Below are 13,679 nucleotides of genomic sequence, written 5' to 3'. Positions count from 1 at the left end.
GGTCCAGCCACGGAGAAAAGGCATGGACGCATATCGCCACCACGTATCGGGCTTTTTTGCCCACCGCGAAGAAGCGGAAAGCGCGTCTTCCAGGCTGGTCGAGCAGGGCCTGCCGCGGACGCGGCTTCAGATTTTCGACGCAGGCCAAGCGCCTCCTGCCCCCACCCCTCTGGCGGACAACAATGATGTTCTGAAGGATGTGGTGGTGGACGGGACGATCGGCGCCGCTGTCGGTACCGGCATCGCGGCGTTGGCGGAGTTGGCCTTGGTGGCCGCGAGCGTCAGTCTGTTCGTCGCCAGCCCGCTGGTTGCTCCTTTGGTCATGCTGGGGTGGGGCGCCAGTCTCGGCGCTTTGGTCGGGGCCTCGGTCGGCGCTTCCCCAGGCAATGACGAACGCAAGGACGGACGGCTTTCCGATCTGGTCAGCGACGCCATCGCCAGCGGTCAGGTCGTGTTGGTGGTGGAAACACGGACCGAGGCGGAAACGCTGGTTGCGCGCAATGTCATCCGGGCTTCGGTTGGTGATTGCAAGGATCTCAACGTGGCGGAGAAGCGGACGGAGTTGTGAAAATGGCTGAAATCGTAATTCTGGGCATCGTGGGAAGCCTGCGCAAGGAATCCTACAACCGTGCGGCCCTCAGGGCGGCACGGGAATTGGCGCCGGAAGGTGTGGTGGTGAAGCTGATCGACCTCCACAATATTCCCATTTACGACCAGGATGATGAAATGGCGCCGCCGGCTTCGGTGCTGGAATTCAAGCGACAGATCCTGGCCGCCGATGCCATCTTGTTCACGACGCCGGAATACAATTATTCCATTCCCGGCGGGCTCAAGAACGCCATCGACTGGGCGTCGCGGCCCTATGGCGACAGTGCCTGGACGGGCAAGCCGGCGGCAATCATGGGGGCCTCCAGCGGTAATTTGGGCACCGCCCGCGCCCAATACCATCTCCGGCAAATTCTGGTGACGCTGGACATGCCCACGGTCAACCAGCCGGAAGTGATGATCGGCAATGCCGCGTCACGTTTCGATCAGGATGGCGCGCTGACCGACCAGCCGACCAGACAGATCATCGAGAAGCTGCTGGCGGCGCTGGTACAGTTGGTCAAACTCAGCGCGAGAGGCGCGGCTTCGACCGGGTGAGGTCTTGTCGGTTTCCGCAGCCCCTTGGCATTACCCACACTTGGAATAGCCGCACGAGGTGCAGGTGTCGCAGCCTTCCTGGCGCAGCAGTGCCGGTTGGCCGCATTTGGGGCAATGGCGCAGCCGTGCCCCGCTCAGGTTGACCACCTTGCGTTGGTCGACGTCTTCCGGCAAATCGTCCTCGGCATCGTCGGCAACAAAGCCGATGGCGATCATGTGGCGCTCGATCACCTCGCCGATGGCCGCCAACAGCGACGGCACATATTTGCCGCCCATCCATTGGCCGCCGCGCGGGTCGAACACCGCCTTCAATTCCTCGACGACGAAAGCGATGTCGCCGCCACGGCGGAACACGGCGGAAATCATCCGGGTCAAGGCCACCGTCCAGGCATAATGCTCCATGTTCTTCGAGTTGATGAACACTTCGAACGGGCGGCGGCGATTGTTCTCGATGATGTCGTTGATGGTGATGTACATGGCGTGGTCGCTGTCCGGCCACCGCACCTTGTAGGTGGCGCCGGGCAGCGCCTCGGGCCGGTCCAAGGGCTGGGTCAGGTGGATCACGCCGCCGGCGTCCAGATAATCCTCGGGCCGCGCGGCTGGCTTGCCCAGGGGCAGTTGCGGCTGGTCCTGATCCTCGGCCTTGGGCTCCTCCTTCTTCACCGTCAGCACCGAGCCGGTGATGTCGTTGGGGCGATAGGTGGTGCAGCCCTTGCAGCCGCTGGCATAGGCCTGTTCGTAGACATGACGGAAGTCCTCGAACGAGATGCTTTCGGGGACGTTGATGGTCTTGGAAATGGATGAATCGATGTATTTCTGCACGGCGGCCTGCATGACCACGTGCTCGGTCGGATTGAGCCGCTGGGCATCGACGAAGGCGGGCGGCAGCGCGGCGTTTTCGCCTTTCAGCAGCCGGAACAGGCGATAGGCGTAATCGCTGACCTCTTCCTCGCGCCGGGTGCCGTCTTTTTGCAGCACGGCGCGGGTATAGGTGAAGCTGAACACCGGCTCCAGCCCGGACGAGACGTTGTCGGCGAACAGGGAAATGGTGCCGGTGGGCGCGATCGAGGTCAAAAGCGCGTTTCTGATGCCGTGTTCGGCGATGGCCGCCTGCACGTCGGCATCCAGCGCCTGGATGGTCTCACCGGCCAGGTAAGGTTCCTTCTGGTAAAGCGGAAAGGCGCCTTTTTCCTGGGCCAGCTCGACCGAGGCCAGATAGGCCTCGCGCCGCAATGCGCCCATCCATTCCTCGGTGAGAAGCAGGGCGTCCTTGCCGCCGTAACGGGCGTTACACAGGATCAGCGCATCGGCCAGACCGGTGACGCCCAGGCCGATGCGACGCTTGCTCTTGGCCTCGTTCTCATGGCGGTCGAGCGGGAAGCGCGACACGTCGATGACGTTGTCCATCATGCGCACGGCGACGCGCACCAGATCGCGCAATTTGTCCATGTCCAGCCGGGCCTTGGCCTCGAACGGATCGACCACCAGCTTGGCCAGATTGACCGAGCCCAGCAGGCAGACGCCGTAAGGCGGCAACGGCTGTTCGCCGCAGGGATTGGTGGCGTGGATGGTCTCGCAATAATGCAGGTTGTTCAGGCGGTTGATGCGGTCGATGAAGATGACGCCCGGCTCGGCATAGGCATAGGTGGCGTGCATGATCTTGTCCCACAGGGCCCGGGCCGGCAGGGATTTATAGACCACGCCGCCGAACACCAGTTCCCACGCCTGATCGTGCTTGACCGCTTCCATGAACGGATCGGTGATCAGCACCGACAGGTTGAACATGCGCAGGCGCCCGGCTTCATGCTTGGCGTCGATGAAGGCCTCGATATCCGGGTGGTCGCAGCGCATGGTCGCCATCATGGCGCCGCGGCGCGAACCGGCGCTCATGATGGTGCGGCACATGGCGTCCCACACATCCATGAACGACAACGGCCCCGAGGCATCGGCGCCCACGCCCTTGACCGGAGCGCCCTTGGGCCGCAGGGTCGAAAAGTCATAACCGATGCCGCCGCCTTGCTGCATGGTCAGGGCGGCTTCCTTCAGATGTTCGAAGATGCCGGCCATGTCGTCGGGGATGTCGCCCATGACGAAGCAATTGAACATGGTGACGCGGCGGTCGGTGCCGGCGCCCGAGATGATGCGCCCCGCCGGCAGGAACTTGAAATCGGCCAGCGCGTCGGCGAAGCGGGCTTCCCACAAGGCGGGGTCTTTTTCCGCCTGGGCCAGCGCCTTGGCGATGCGGCCCCAGGTCTCTTCAATGGTTTTGTCCACAGGGGTGCCGTCGGCATCCTTCAGCCGATACTTCATGTCCCAGATCTGTTGGGAAATGCTGGCCACCTGCGTCATACCGGACTCTCCACGCCTGCTGCGGCCAAGGCTGTCGATACCTTGGAAACAGATTGAATTTTATGGAAAAACCGCCGTTTAGGCGGCATTCGGGCGGCAGTCTAGGGCTTTGGGCAGGGGGTCGTCAAGGTGGATTGTTCTATTTTTGTTTCCACAAGTCAAGTGCTTGATTTCCCAAGGCCACGACTACTTATACCCCTTATCCACAGACAAAAATGTGGACGGAAGAGGCTTCCGTCCACAAAGTTTTCCACAAGTCTGATAACTAAGCCGAACCCCCTGAAAGGGTTGGTTTTTTACAGCCCGCGCGCCTGCTTGATGAAGTCGGCGTACCATTTGTAGCTGTCCTTGGGCGTGCGCTTTTGCGTGTCGTAATCGACGCGGATGATGCCGAAGCGCTTGGACAGGCCGAACGACCATTCGAAATTGTCCAACAGCGACCACGCCAGATAGCCCTTGATATTGGCGCCGTCGCCCAAGGCGCGTCCCACCTGGGCGATGTGCTCTTGCAGGAATTGGGTGCGTTCGACGTCGTGCACCTGACCGTCGGGGCTGACCACGTCGTCATAGGCGGCGCCGTTCTCGGCGACGAAGGTGGCCGGGTTGCCGTAGAGGTTCTTGAATTCCATCAACAGGTCATAAAGCCCGTCGGGCTGCACCGGCCAGCCCATGAAGGTGTAACGGTCGGCCTTGGGGTCGCCCCACCACACCTGGAACATGTGGTCGGGGTCGTATTTCATGGTGCAACGGCTGTAATAATTGATGCCCAGCAGGTCGATGGGGAACTTGATGTTGTCCAGGTCGCCGGCCTGGACGATGGGGGCCATCTTTTCCGCCAGCACGTCGGGGATCTGGCCGCGCAGCAGGCCGTCGACGGTGACCCGGTTCCACACCGCGTCCCAGCGGATGGCGGCGGCGCGGTCGGCGTCCGAATCGGTGTCGGGGCGGCAGGGCTGGATGTTGGTCACCGTGCCCAGCCGCAGATCGGCATGTTCGGCGCGGATGGCGCGCAAGGCCGCGCCCTGGGCCAGATTCTGGTGATGCAGCGCCTTCAGCACGCCCATTTCGCCCAGATTGAGGCCGGGCGCCTGATCGGTCAGGCCATAGCCGAAGATGGACACCACGTTGGGTTCGTTCAGCATCATCCAATCCTTGACCCGGTCGCCCAGGCGCTTGGTGATGATGCGGGCATAGTCGGCGAAGGGGCCGACCACTTCGCGGCCCTGCCAGCCGCCCTTGTCCTGCAACGGCTGCGGCAAGTCCCAATGGTACAGACAGGCCATGGGCTTGATGCCGGCCTTGAGGATTTCGTCCACCAGGCGGTCATAGAAATCCAGACCCTTGGCGTTGATGGCGCCGGTGCCGGCGGGGACGATGCGCGGCCAGGCGATGGAAAAGCGATAGGCGTTGAAGTGGGCGGCTTTCATCAGCGCCACGTCTTCGGGGTAGCGGGTGTAATGCTCGCACGCCCGCGCCGCCGAAGTGCCGTCGGTGATGCGGCCCTGTTTGGTATAGGTATCCCAGATATCGGGACCGCGCCCATCCACGTCGAGCGCACCTTCGATCTGATAGGCGGAGGTCGACGCCCCCCACAGAAAGTCCTTGGGGAAGGTCTTCGGCGATGGCAGGGCAGCGAAAGCGGGGGTTACGGCCATGGCGGCGGCTCCGGCGAGGAATTCACGTCTCTTCAGTTTCATCCCAAACGTGTCCTTTGTCATCCCCTACAAGGTGGGGCGCTGGTGAAAGCCAGGGGGTGGGGCTTCCGTCCATTGGTCGATGTCGATGCGGTCGACGCAGGCGGCGGGCGGGCCTTGACGGCAGGCCTCGATCATCGCCCGCACCCGCTCGACCGGACCATGGAAAACCGCTTCGACCCGGCCATCCGACAGATTTCGGACCCATCCGGCCAAGTTCAAGGCCTGGGCCTGCTGAACCGTCCAGCCGCGATACCAAACCCCCTGGACTCGACCAGAGATCAAGACATGCTTGCAGTCAATCATGGTCATTCCTGTGCGCTCGATCCTTAAAATTTTACTAAAAAAAGACCATAATAAAAACAGTTGATGAATGAGATGTGAAAAATTAATGTCGCTTCGGGTTCATGTTCGGGGACATTAATAATGCTGCGACTCATCGCTGCAATGATCGTGTCTTGTGCTTGTATATACTCAGCCTCCGCTTTCGCGGTGCAGACGACAGAGGCATCGTGGTATGGCCTTAAATATCACGGCAAGCGTACCGCCAGTGGCGAGAAGTTCGATGTGCGGGCGATGACCGCCGCCCATCCCACCCTGCCTTTGGGCAGTGTGGTCGAAGTGCGGCATGGGCGCAAATCGGTGATGGTGCGTATCAACGACCGCTGTGGCCGTTGCGGCATCGATCTGTCGCCGGCGGCGGCCGACCGTTTGGGCATGCGCCATCTGGGCCGCGCTTCGGTGACGGTGCGGCCTTTGGCATGAATTTCTTGCCAAAGGCCGCATCCCATGCCAGCAAGAGGGCATGAATACCGGCCAGACCTTGACCGCATTGCTGTGGGTGGCGACGGGCGGAGCCTTGGGCTCCTCCGCCCGCTATCTGTCCATGGTGCTGCTGGGGCAGTGGCTGGGCGGTTCTTTCCCCTGGGGCACCTTGTTCGTCAACATCGTCGGCAGCTTCGTCATGGGCGTGCTGGCCGAATTGGGCGCCCTGGCCTGGCAGCCCAGTCAGGACATCAAACTGTTCCTGATGACCGGCATTCTGGGCGGCTTCACCACCTTTTCCACCTTTTCCCTGGATGTCGCCTTGCTGGTCGAGCGGCACGACTGGGCCGTCGCCGCTTTTTATGTGGCGGTATCGGTGCTGGCCTCGGTCGGCGCCCTGTTCGCCGCCATGGCTTTGGTGCGCAACCTGGTGTAGCTTCCGGCCATGAATAGCGTACAAATCCTGGCCGTCGCCGAAGACGATGCCGATATCCGCCTGGACCGCTGGTTCAAGCGGCATTACCCCACTGTTGGCCATGGCCTGCTGGAAAAATGGCTTCGCACCGGACAGGTGCGGGTCGATGGCAAGCGGGCCAAGGCCAATCAGCGCCTTAACCCCGGCCAGCACGTCCGCGTGCCGCCGCTGCCTGAGGGCGAGGCGCCCAAACCCAGCCCGGAAAGCCGCCGCCCGGTGGTCGATGAAAAGATCGCCCGCATGCTGCGCGACGCCGTGCTTTACATGGACGACGACGTCATCGCGCTCAACAAGCCGGCGGGCATCGCCGTCCAGGGCGGCACCGGCACCGGCGACAAGCACATCGACGCCTGGCTCGATGCCCTGATGTTCGACCGCGACGACCGTCCGCGTCTGGTCCATCGCCTGGACAAGGACACCTCGGGTGTTCTGCTGCTGGGGCGTTCCGCCAATGCCGCCGCCAAGCTGGCCGCCGCCTTCAAAAGCCGGGCGGCGCGCAAATGCTATTGGGCCTTGGTGGTGGGCGTACCGAAACTGCGTCAGGGCCGTATCGACGCTGCCCTGGCCAAGCTGCCGGGCCGCGCCGGCGAAAAGATGGCGGTGGATGAGGACGAGGGCAAGCGCGCCGTCACCTGGTACCGGGTGGTGGACAATGCCCTTCGCAAGGCGGCGTGGCTGGAGATGGAGCCGCGCACCGGTCGCACCCACCAATTACGCGCCCATACGGCTTTGATGGGTACGCCGATCATGGGTGACGGCAAGTATGGCGGCACCGAGGCGTTTATTTCCGGCACCGGGGTGTCGCGCAAGATGCACCTGCATGCCCGCGCCGTGCGCATTCCCCATCCGCGCACCGGCAAGGAGCTGGTGGTGGTGGCGCCCTTGCCCGAGCACATGGAGAAGTCATTCGAGTTCTTCGGCTTCGACCTCAGCAGTGCCGGCAAGCCGTTCGACGCCTTCGAGCAGGATTGAAATAAAAAGGGGGGCTTTCGCCCCCCTAAACCTTTATCCGTCCAGGCTTACAGCTTGACCTTGTGGGTCATGCCGCCCTTGCCGTCGGCGGTGAAATCCACCGTGGCGTTGACCTGCTTGCCGCAGGCCTTCAGCGTCCAGGTTTCCTTCCACACACCATCCACCAGCATACCCTTCTGGTCGATCTTGCGCGGCTTGGTTTCCTTGCCCGGCACGGTATCGACGGGAATGATCTGAGCCGGGTCGGTACACTTCTTGCCGGCCAGGGCGCCGATGATGTCGCGCATCACCACGTCCTGCATGGGCGGATTGGCGAAGGTCTGGCCCGGCATCTTCAGCGCCGCCTTGGGGGTGGCGCCGGGAATGGCCTGGACCAGGATGTTCTGATAGCCGGGCTTGCCGCAGCGATCCATCAGCACGCGGTCCAGCCACAGACCGGCGACCGGGTGCACGCCCTCGGCGAATTGAGGGGCGGAATAGATGGTGATGGAGGCGCGCTTGACCGCCTTATGTTCCTTGCACTCGGGGGCGGAAATGGTGGCGCCCATGACGGCCAGTTGGCCGATGGCCTTTTTGTAGCCTTCCGAGGTGGCATAGGCCTCGAAGCGTTGTGCCGGATTGGCGGGGGCCGGTTGCGGGGCGGTCTGGGCGAAAGCGGGGGCCGTGACCGCCAAGGCGGCGGCGAGGGCGATGAAACCGAAACGCATGGTCGCGGGGACTCCAACTAAGACGATGGCGGACCTTACTCCAACCGGTGCGGCGGTGCAAAATATCCTGTAAGCTGAGTGGTCATTGCCCCGGAAGATGCGAACCCCATGAGCGAGCTGCGCCTGGTTGTCTTCGATGTGGACGGAACCTTGATCGATTCCGAACACAATATCATTGCCGCCATGACCGAGGCCTGGGCCCATATGGATTTGGGCGTGCCGGAACCGGCGGATGTGCGCCGCATTATCGGCCTGTCGCTGGTCGAGGCCTGTCAGGTGCTGTTGCCATGGGCGCCGGGCAACCTGCACCGCGCCGTGGCCGAATCCTACAAGCAGGCCTTCCGCGCCCTGCGTCTGCTGCCGGAACGCGAGGAACCTTTATTCCCCGGCGTGCGCGAGGCGCTCGACGAGTTGGAGGCCGCCGGCTGGCTGTTGGGGCTGGCCACCGGCAAGTCGCAGCGCGGCGTGCAATCCATGCTCGACAGTCACGATCTACATGGCCGCTTCATCAACATCCAGACCGCCGACGACAATCCGGGCAAGCCCGATCCGACCATGCTGCGTCGGGCGTCGGCTGAGACCGGAATCGATCTGGCCCGCATGGTCATGATCGGCGACACCGCCTATGACATGCAGATGGCCAAATCGGCCAAGGTGGCCGGGCTTGGGGTGTCGTGGGGCTATCACGGCTTGCAGGAATTGCATGATGCCGGTGCTGTTCAGGTGGTGGACAGTTTCGACACTCTGACCGACATCGCCGCCGCCCTGATCGGGGACATCCCATGCGCTTGAGTCTCGCCGTAAAAATAGTGGCGGCGGTGGCGGTTGCCGTCACCGTCGCCCTGATCGCCGCTACCAAGGCCATCGATTTCGAGAGATACAAAGGGTACATCGCCGATCTGGTCGAGGCCGAGACCGGGCGCAAGCTGACCTTTGGCGGACCGGTGAAACTGCGCCTGGGGCTGGTGCCGTCGCTGATCGCCGACAACATCACCTTGTCCAATCCCGCCGGCGGCGCACCGGGGCCGATGATCCGCATCCAGCGGGTCGAGGCCGAGGTGGCGCTGCCCGCCTTGCTGCGCAAGGAAATCCTGATCCAGCGCCTGATCGTGTCGTCGCCCGAGATCATCTTGGAAAACGGCAATTGGAATCTGGACAGCGGGCGGGCCGACAAGCAAGCCAGTGGCACGCCGACCCGCTTCGATCTGCGCGAATTGAAGATCAAGAACGCCAAGGTCAGTTGGCGGGGAACGGACGGGCGGCAGACCTTGGTGGCGGTGCATAAACTGGTGCTGCTGCCCGAACAAGGGGCCGGCACCGGCCTGGGCGTCAACGTGGTCGGCGACAGCCAGGGCCGTACCTTCGAATTCACCGGCAAGGTCGGCAATCTGGGCGCCGCTCTGGCCGGCAAGCCGTGGCCGGTCAGCCTGAAGGGGGCGGGTACCGGGACCATCGTCTCCGTCGATGGCACCATCGGCACTCTGAACAGCTTCACCGGCTTGGATTTCAAGGTCAGTTTCCAGACCGACGAATTGAGCGATTTTCTGTATATGGCCGGCTACGGCAATGGTCGGGGCAATGGCTTGCTGGGGCCCATGCGACTGGCGGCGCGCCTGCACGATACGGGCGGGGTGCTGGCCCTGGATGACATGGATGTCAGCGCCGGAAAGCGCGACTTCATGTTTGTCAGTCTGAAGGGCGCGGTAAAGAACGTGGTGGCGCTTGCCGGCATCGATGTGGTGGTTCAGGCGGAAACCGAAAACCTGGCCCATCTCGATCGCGTGTTGAATGGCGAACTGCCGACGCTGGGGCCGGTGCGGGTGAGCGCCGCTTTGCGTGATGCCAAGGGGGCTTGGCTGGCTTCGGACATCAAGGCCCATGTGGGGGGCAGCGATCTGGCCGGCGAGGCGGGCTTGCACGCAGGCGGTCGGCTGACGGCGAATTTGACCTCAGCCCATTTGGATGTGGCCGATTTCGTCGGCAAGTCGGCGCCCGCTCCCGCCGATGGCAGGGTGATTCCGGCGCTGGCCCTGCCGTTGGAAAGCCTGCGCGGCCAGGATGTCGACCTGGCCTTGCGGGCGGAAAAACTGGTGCTGTCCGGCTTGGCCTTGAGTGGCGCCGCCATGGAGGCCCGGCTGAAGGGCGGGGTGTTGTCGGTGCCGGTGCTGAAGGGGGGCTTGGCCGGCGGCACCGTCAACGGCGCCATGACTGTCGATGCCCGTCCGGCCCAACCCCTGGCCGACCTGCGGCTGGACTTGGCCGAAGTGGATTTCGGCAAATTGAACCGGGAGGCCGGCAGCGATCTGTTGACCGGCGGTGTCGGCGGCTTGAAGCTGGCATTGAAAAGCCGCGGCGGCGACCTGCGGACCTTGGCCGCCAATGCCAATGGTTCCGCCGTGCTGTCCCTGGGGCCGGGACGGGTGCACAACCGGGCTTTTTCCCTGGCCGGCGGCGACCTGATCAGCGTGATCCTGTCCGCCCTCAATCCTTTGGCGCAAAGCCGCGAAACCACCGAGATGGCCTGCGCGGTGGCCCATTTCCGCCTGAAGGACGGCGTTGCCGTCACCGACAAGGGCTTGGCGGTGCAGGCTGACGGCATCGACGTGGTCGGCGCCGGCACCATCGATCTGCGCAACGAGGCGCTTGATCTGGGTTTCACCCCGCGGGCGAAGGAAGGGCTGGGCCTGTCGCTGGGCGGCCAGATGTCGGGCCTGACCCGCTTGCGCGGCACCCTGGCGGCACCGTCGCTGTCGGTGGATGAAATGGGCGCCGCCCGCGCGGCGCTGTCGGTGGGGGCGGCCACCGCCACCGCCGGCTTGTCGCTGCTGGGCGAATTGCTGCTGGACAAGGTGATGGCCGACACCAATCCCTGCCGCACCGCCCTGGCCATGGGCAGCCATCCTTCGGAAGCCGGCGGCAAGGGGGGCGGCTTTCTCGAAGGCTTGTTCGGACGCTGATTTTGCCGTATGTGGGCGACGATTTTCCAATCGCGGGATGCGGGCCATGCAGGGCAAGACCATGAAGCGTTTCCACAAGCAGGCGGGCATTGTCGCCGTTGACGGCGGCTTCGCCGTCCAATTGGACGGACGCGGGGTCAAGACGCCGGTGGGGCGCAAGCTGGAAGTGCCCAGCGAAAGGCTGGCCCTGGCCATCGCCGGTGAATGGGACGCGCAAGGCGAGGAGATCAAGCCTTACACCATGCCCTTGACCCAATTGGCCACCACGGCGCTCGACCGGGTGGGGCCGGAACGCGCCGTCATCACCGACCAGATGATCGCCTATGCGGCGACCGATCTGCTGTGCTATCGGGCCGAGTCACCCTCGGATCTGGTCGCCGTGCAGACCAAGACCTGGCAGCCCTTGCTGGATTGGTGCCGGACCCATCTGGATGCGGGCCTGATCGTCACCACCGGAGTGATCGCCATCGACCAGCCGGCGGCATCCTTGGCCGCCTTGCGCGCCCGGCTCGATGGTTATGATTTGTGGCGGCTGACGGCGGCGCAGGCGGCGTGTTCGGCCTCGGGCTCGCTGGTCCTGGCCCTGGCCCTGACCGAGGGGCGGCTGACCGGCGCGGAATGCTTTACCGCCTCCAACCTGGACGAAGCCTATCAGGTGGCCCAGTGGGGCGACGATTACGAAGCCGCCGACCGCCGGGCCGAGTTGCAACGCGATATTCAGGCGGCGGCGGATTTGTTGACGCTGTTGCCTTAAGGTGATTTCGCACCCACGAATAACAGCCCTTCTACTCCGAATTGGAAAGTGGCGGAAATCCGCCAAAATCCCAGCGATCCGGCAGGTGGGGTCTTTCCACTTTCCGGTAATAATCTTGCGGCGGCGCCGAATTCCGGTCCCGGCGGTCAATTCGGCAGTTTTCTGCCGCTTTGCGGTAAATTAATCGGTATTGGCGGGCCGTATTTTTTTCGTGGCATGACGGACGGGGGAATGGTATCTGCACTTCCCTGACCATAAGGGTGGGGGCTCTCGGGCGCCCGCCGACGCCGAACGGCGAAGCCCTGAACCTAGGGGGAATCGGATGCAGGAAATCATTCGTCAGTTGGAAGAAAAGCGAAACCGCGCCCGTCTGGGCGGCGGTGAGAAGCGTATCGCTTCGCAACACGCCAAGGGCAAGCTGACTGCCCGTGAACGCATTGAGCTGCTGCTCGATCCCGACTCGTTCGAAGAGTGGGATATGTTCAAGGAACATCGTTGCACCGATTTCGGCATGGATCAGCAATCCATCCCCGGTGACGGCGTGGTCACCGGTTACGGCACCATCAATGGCCGTCTGGTCTTTGTCTTTTCTCAGGATTTCACCGTGTTCGGCGGCTCCTTGTCGGAAGCCCACGCGGAAAAGATCTGCAAGATCATGGACAAGGCGGTGCAGGTCGGCGCCCCGGTCATCGGCCTCAACGATTCGGGCGGTGCCCGCATCCAGGAAGGCGTCGCGTCCTTGGCCGGCTATGCCGAAGTGTTTCAAAGGAACGTCGACGCCTCGGGCGTGGTGCCGCAGATTTCCATGATCATGGGCCCGTGCGCCGGTGGCGCCGTGTACAGCCCGGCCATGACCGACTACATCTTCATGGTCAAGGACAGCTCGTACATGTTCGTGACCGGCCCCGACGTGGTCAAGACGGTGACGCACGAGACCGTCACCGCCGAGGAACTGGGCGGCGCCATCACCCACTCGACCAAGTCGGGCGTGGCTGATCTGGCCTTTGAAAACGACGTGGAAGCGCTGCTGCAACTGCGCCGCTTCATGGACTTCCTGCCCAGCTCCAACCGCGAAAAGCCGCCGGTGCGTCCCACCGCCGACGCGCCCGAGCGCAAGGAAATGAGCCTGGATACCCTGATCCCGGACAACACCAACAAGCCCTACGACATGAAGGAACTGATCCTGAAGGTCGTGGACGAAGGTGATTTCTTCGAGGTTCAGCCCGGCTATGCCGGCAACATCATCGTCGGTTTCGCCCGCATGGAAGGCTCGACCGTCGGCATCGTCGCCAACCAGCCCATGGTGCTGGCCGGCTGCCTGGACATCTCGTCGTCGATCAAGGCGGCGCGTTTCGTCCGCTTCTGCGATGCCTTCAACATTCCCATCGTCACCTTCGTCGATGTGCCCGGCTTCCTGCCCGGTACCGCGCAGGAATACAACGGCATCATCAAGCACGGCGCCAAGCTGCTTTACGCCTATGCCGAAGCCACCGTGCCCAAGATCACCGTCATCACCCGCAAGGCCTATGGCGGCGCTTACGACGTGATGAGCTCGAAGCACCTGAAGGGCGACGTCAACTTCGCCTGGCCGACTGCCGAAATCGCGGTGATGGGGCCCAAGGGCGCGGTGGAGATCATCTTCCGCCAGGATATCGGCGACGCTGAAAAGATCGCCGCGCGCACCGAGGAATACCGGCAGAAATTCGCCAATCCCTTCATTGCCGGTCATCGTGGCTTCATCGACGACGTCATCATGCCGCACTCGACCAGGAAGCGTATCTGCCGCTCGCTGGCCATGCTGAAGGACAAGAAGCTGGAACGTCCGGTGCGCAAGCACGGCAACATTCCGCTGTGATGGGGGGA

At 63.2% G+C, this 13,679-nt stretch carries 14 protein-coding genes; 10 read left to right on the top strand and 4 right to left on the bottom strand.

Translation table 11 applies throughout. From position 1 onward, the window contains the following. The first annotated feature begins 22 nt into the window (after nt 1-22). Nucleotides 23-568 carry a hypothetical protein gene (locus MGMSRV2_RS15590; RefSeq protein ID WP_024081320.1) on the top strand — a complete coding sequence of 182 codons (546 nt, stop codon included), beginning with the start codon at nt 23-25 and terminating at the stop codon, nt 566-568. Nucleotides 569-570: 2 nt separating this feature from the next. Next, nucleotides 571-1,143, top strand: a complete 573-nt coding sequence (locus MGMSRV2_RS15585; protein ID WP_024081319.1) for an NADPH-dependent FMN reductase — start codon at nt 571-573, stop codon at nt 1,141-1,143. 30 nt (nt 1,144-1,173) lie between these two features. Here the strand turns inward: MGMSRV2_RS15585 and MGMSRV2_RS15580 are convergent, their stop codons facing one another. From MGMSRV2_RS15580 to MGMSRV2_RS15570, 3 genes are all read right to left on the bottom strand, one after another. Beyond that, nucleotides 1,174-3,492, bottom strand: a complete 2,319-nt coding sequence (locus MGMSRV2_RS15580; protein ID WP_024081318.1) for an adenosylcobalamin-dependent ribonucleoside-diphosphate reductase — start codon at nt 3,490-3,492, stop codon at nt 1,174-1,176. A 296-nt stretch (nt 3,493-3,788) separates the two neighbouring features. Beyond that, complete coding sequence (locus MGMSRV2_RS15575; protein ID WP_041634644.1) at nt 3,789-5,147, bottom strand: GH1 family beta-glucosidase; 1,359 nt, start codon at nt 5,145-5,147, stop codon at nt 3,789-3,791. Nucleotides 5,148-5,213: 66 nt separating this feature from the next. After that, the gene (locus MGMSRV2_RS15570) at nt 5,214-5,492 is read right to left on the bottom strand and encodes an acylphosphatase (protein ID WP_024081316.1); all 279 of its coding nucleotides are present in this window, start codon (nt 5,490-5,492) and stop codon (nt 5,214-5,216) included. Nucleotides 5,493-5,678: 186 nt separating this feature from the next. Between MGMSRV2_RS15570 and MGMSRV2_RS15565 the strand changes: the two genes are divergently transcribed. Genes MGMSRV2_RS15565 through MGMSRV2_RS15555 form a run of 3 tightly spaced genes read left to right on the top strand, consistent with a single transcriptional unit; the run spans nt 5,679 to nt 7,398 of the window. Next, complete coding sequence (locus tag MGMSRV2_RS15565; RefSeq protein ID WP_242410694.1) at nt 5,679-5,951, top strand: septal ring lytic transglycosylase RlpA family protein; 273 nt, start codon at nt 5,679-5,681, stop codon at nt 5,949-5,951. A gap of 40 nt (nt 5,952-5,991) precedes the next feature. Further along, nucleotides 5,992-6,387: a fluoride efflux transporter CrcB gene (gene crcB / locus MGMSRV2_RS15560; protein WP_024081314.1), complete on the top strand. Its 396-nt coding sequence runs from the start codon at nt 5,992-5,994 to the stop codon at nt 6,385-6,387. A gap of 9 nt (nt 6,388-6,396) precedes the next feature. Further along, nucleotides 6,397-7,398: an RluA family pseudouridine synthase gene (locus MGMSRV2_RS15555; protein WP_024081313.1), complete on the top strand. Its 1,002-nt coding sequence runs from the start codon at nt 6,397-6,399 to the stop codon at nt 7,396-7,398. Nucleotides 7,399-7,445: 47 nt separating this feature from the next. Here MGMSRV2_RS15555 and MGMSRV2_RS15550 read toward each other — a convergent pair whose 3' ends face one another. Then, a complete protein-coding gene (locus MGMSRV2_RS15550; protein ID WP_024081312.1) occupies nt 7,446-8,105 on the bottom strand; it encodes a hypothetical protein in 660 nt (219 codons plus the stop codon). A gap of 108 nt (nt 8,106-8,213) precedes the next feature. Between MGMSRV2_RS15550 and MGMSRV2_RS15545 the strand changes: the two genes are divergently transcribed. From MGMSRV2_RS15545 to MGMSRV2_RS15530, 5 genes are all read left to right on the top strand, one after another. Further along, entirely contained in the window at nt 8,214-8,897 is a 684-nt protein-coding gene (locus tag MGMSRV2_RS15545; RefSeq protein WP_024081311.1) for an HAD family hydrolase, read from the top strand. Continuing rightward, on the top strand, nt 8,888-11,062 hold the full coding sequence (locus MGMSRV2_RS15540; protein ID WP_024081310.1) for an AsmA family protein: 2,175 nt from the start codon (nt 8,888-8,890) through the stop codon (nt 11,060-11,062). Before MGMSRV2_RS15545 ends, MGMSRV2_RS15540 begins: the two co-directional genes overlap by 10 nt. 46 nt (nt 11,063-11,108) lie before the next feature. After that, complete coding sequence (locus MGMSRV2_RS15535; protein WP_024081309.1) at nt 11,109-11,816, top strand: ATP12 family chaperone protein; 708 nt, start codon at nt 11,109-11,111, stop codon at nt 11,814-11,816. Nucleotides 11,817-11,864: 48 nt separating this feature from the next. Continuing rightward, complete coding sequence (locus MGMSRV2_RS21195; RefSeq protein ID WP_144084318.1) at nt 11,865-12,068, top strand: hypothetical protein; 204 nt, start codon at nt 11,865-11,867, stop codon at nt 12,066-12,068. A 70-nt stretch (nt 12,069-12,138) separates the two neighbouring features. Beyond that, the gene (locus tag MGMSRV2_RS15530; RefSeq protein ID WP_024081308.1) at nt 12,139-13,671 is read left to right on the top strand and encodes an acyl-CoA carboxylase subunit beta; all 1,533 of its coding nucleotides are present in this window, start codon (nt 12,139-12,141) and stop codon (nt 13,669-13,671) included. Nucleotides 13,672-13,679: the final 8 nt, after the last annotated feature.

Source organism: Magnetospirillum gryphiswaldense MSR-1 v2, assembly GCF_000513295.1.
In the GTDB taxonomy this organism is placed as follows: Bacteria; Pseudomonadota; Alphaproteobacteria; order Rhodospirillales; family Magnetospirillaceae; genus Magnetospirillum; species Magnetospirillum gryphiswaldense.
Note: the sequence above shows the minus strand (reverse complement) of the source record. Positions and strands in the feature narration are given on the sequence as shown.

Bases quoted from the DNA above. Each gene is read 5' to 3' on its own strand.
- MGMSRV2_RS15590 (WP_024081320.1), top strand. From the start codon at position 23: ATGGACGCATATCGCCACCACGTATCGGGCTTTTTTGCCCACCGCGAA.
- MGMSRV2_RS15545 (WP_024081311.1), top strand. From the start codon at position 8,214: ATGAGCGAGCTGCGCCTGGTTGTCTTCGATGTGGACGGAACCTTGATC.
- MGMSRV2_RS15570 (WP_024081316.1), bottom strand. From the start codon at position 5,492: ATGATTGACTGCAAGCATGTCTTGATCTCTGGTCGAGTCCAGGGGGTT.
- MGMSRV2_RS15575 (WP_041634644.1), bottom strand. From the start codon at position 5,147: ATGGCCGTAACCCCCGCTTTCGCTGCCCTGCCATCGCCGAAGACCTTC.
- MGMSRV2_RS15530 (WP_024081308.1), top strand. From the start codon at position 12,139: ATGCAGGAAATCATTCGTCAGTTGGAAGAAAAGCGAAACCGCGCCCGT.
- MGMSRV2_RS15550 (WP_024081312.1), bottom strand. From the start codon at position 8,105: ATGCGTTTCGGTTTCATCGCCCTCGCCGCCGCCTTGGCGGTCACGGCC.
- MGMSRV2_RS15555 (WP_024081313.1), top strand. From the start codon at position 6,397: ATGAATAGCGTACAAATCCTGGCCGTCGCCGAAGACGATGCCGATATC.
- MGMSRV2_RS15580 (WP_024081318.1), bottom strand. From the start codon at position 3,492: ATGACGCAGGTGGCCAGCATTTCCCAACAGATCTGGGACATGAAGTAT.
- crcB (WP_024081314.1), top strand. From the start codon at position 5,992: ATGAATACCGGCCAGACCTTGACCGCATTGCTGTGGGTGGCGACGGGC.
- MGMSRV2_RS15535 (WP_024081309.1), top strand. From the start codon at position 11,109: ATGCAGGGCAAGACCATGAAGCGTTTCCACAAGCAGGCGGGCATTGTC.
- MGMSRV2_RS15585 (WP_024081319.1), top strand. From the start codon at position 571: ATGGCTGAAATCGTAATTCTGGGCATCGTGGGAAGCCTGCGCAAGGAA.
- MGMSRV2_RS15540 (WP_024081310.1), top strand. From the start codon at position 8,888: ATGCGCTTGAGTCTCGCCGTAAAAATAGTGGCGGCGGTGGCGGTTGCC.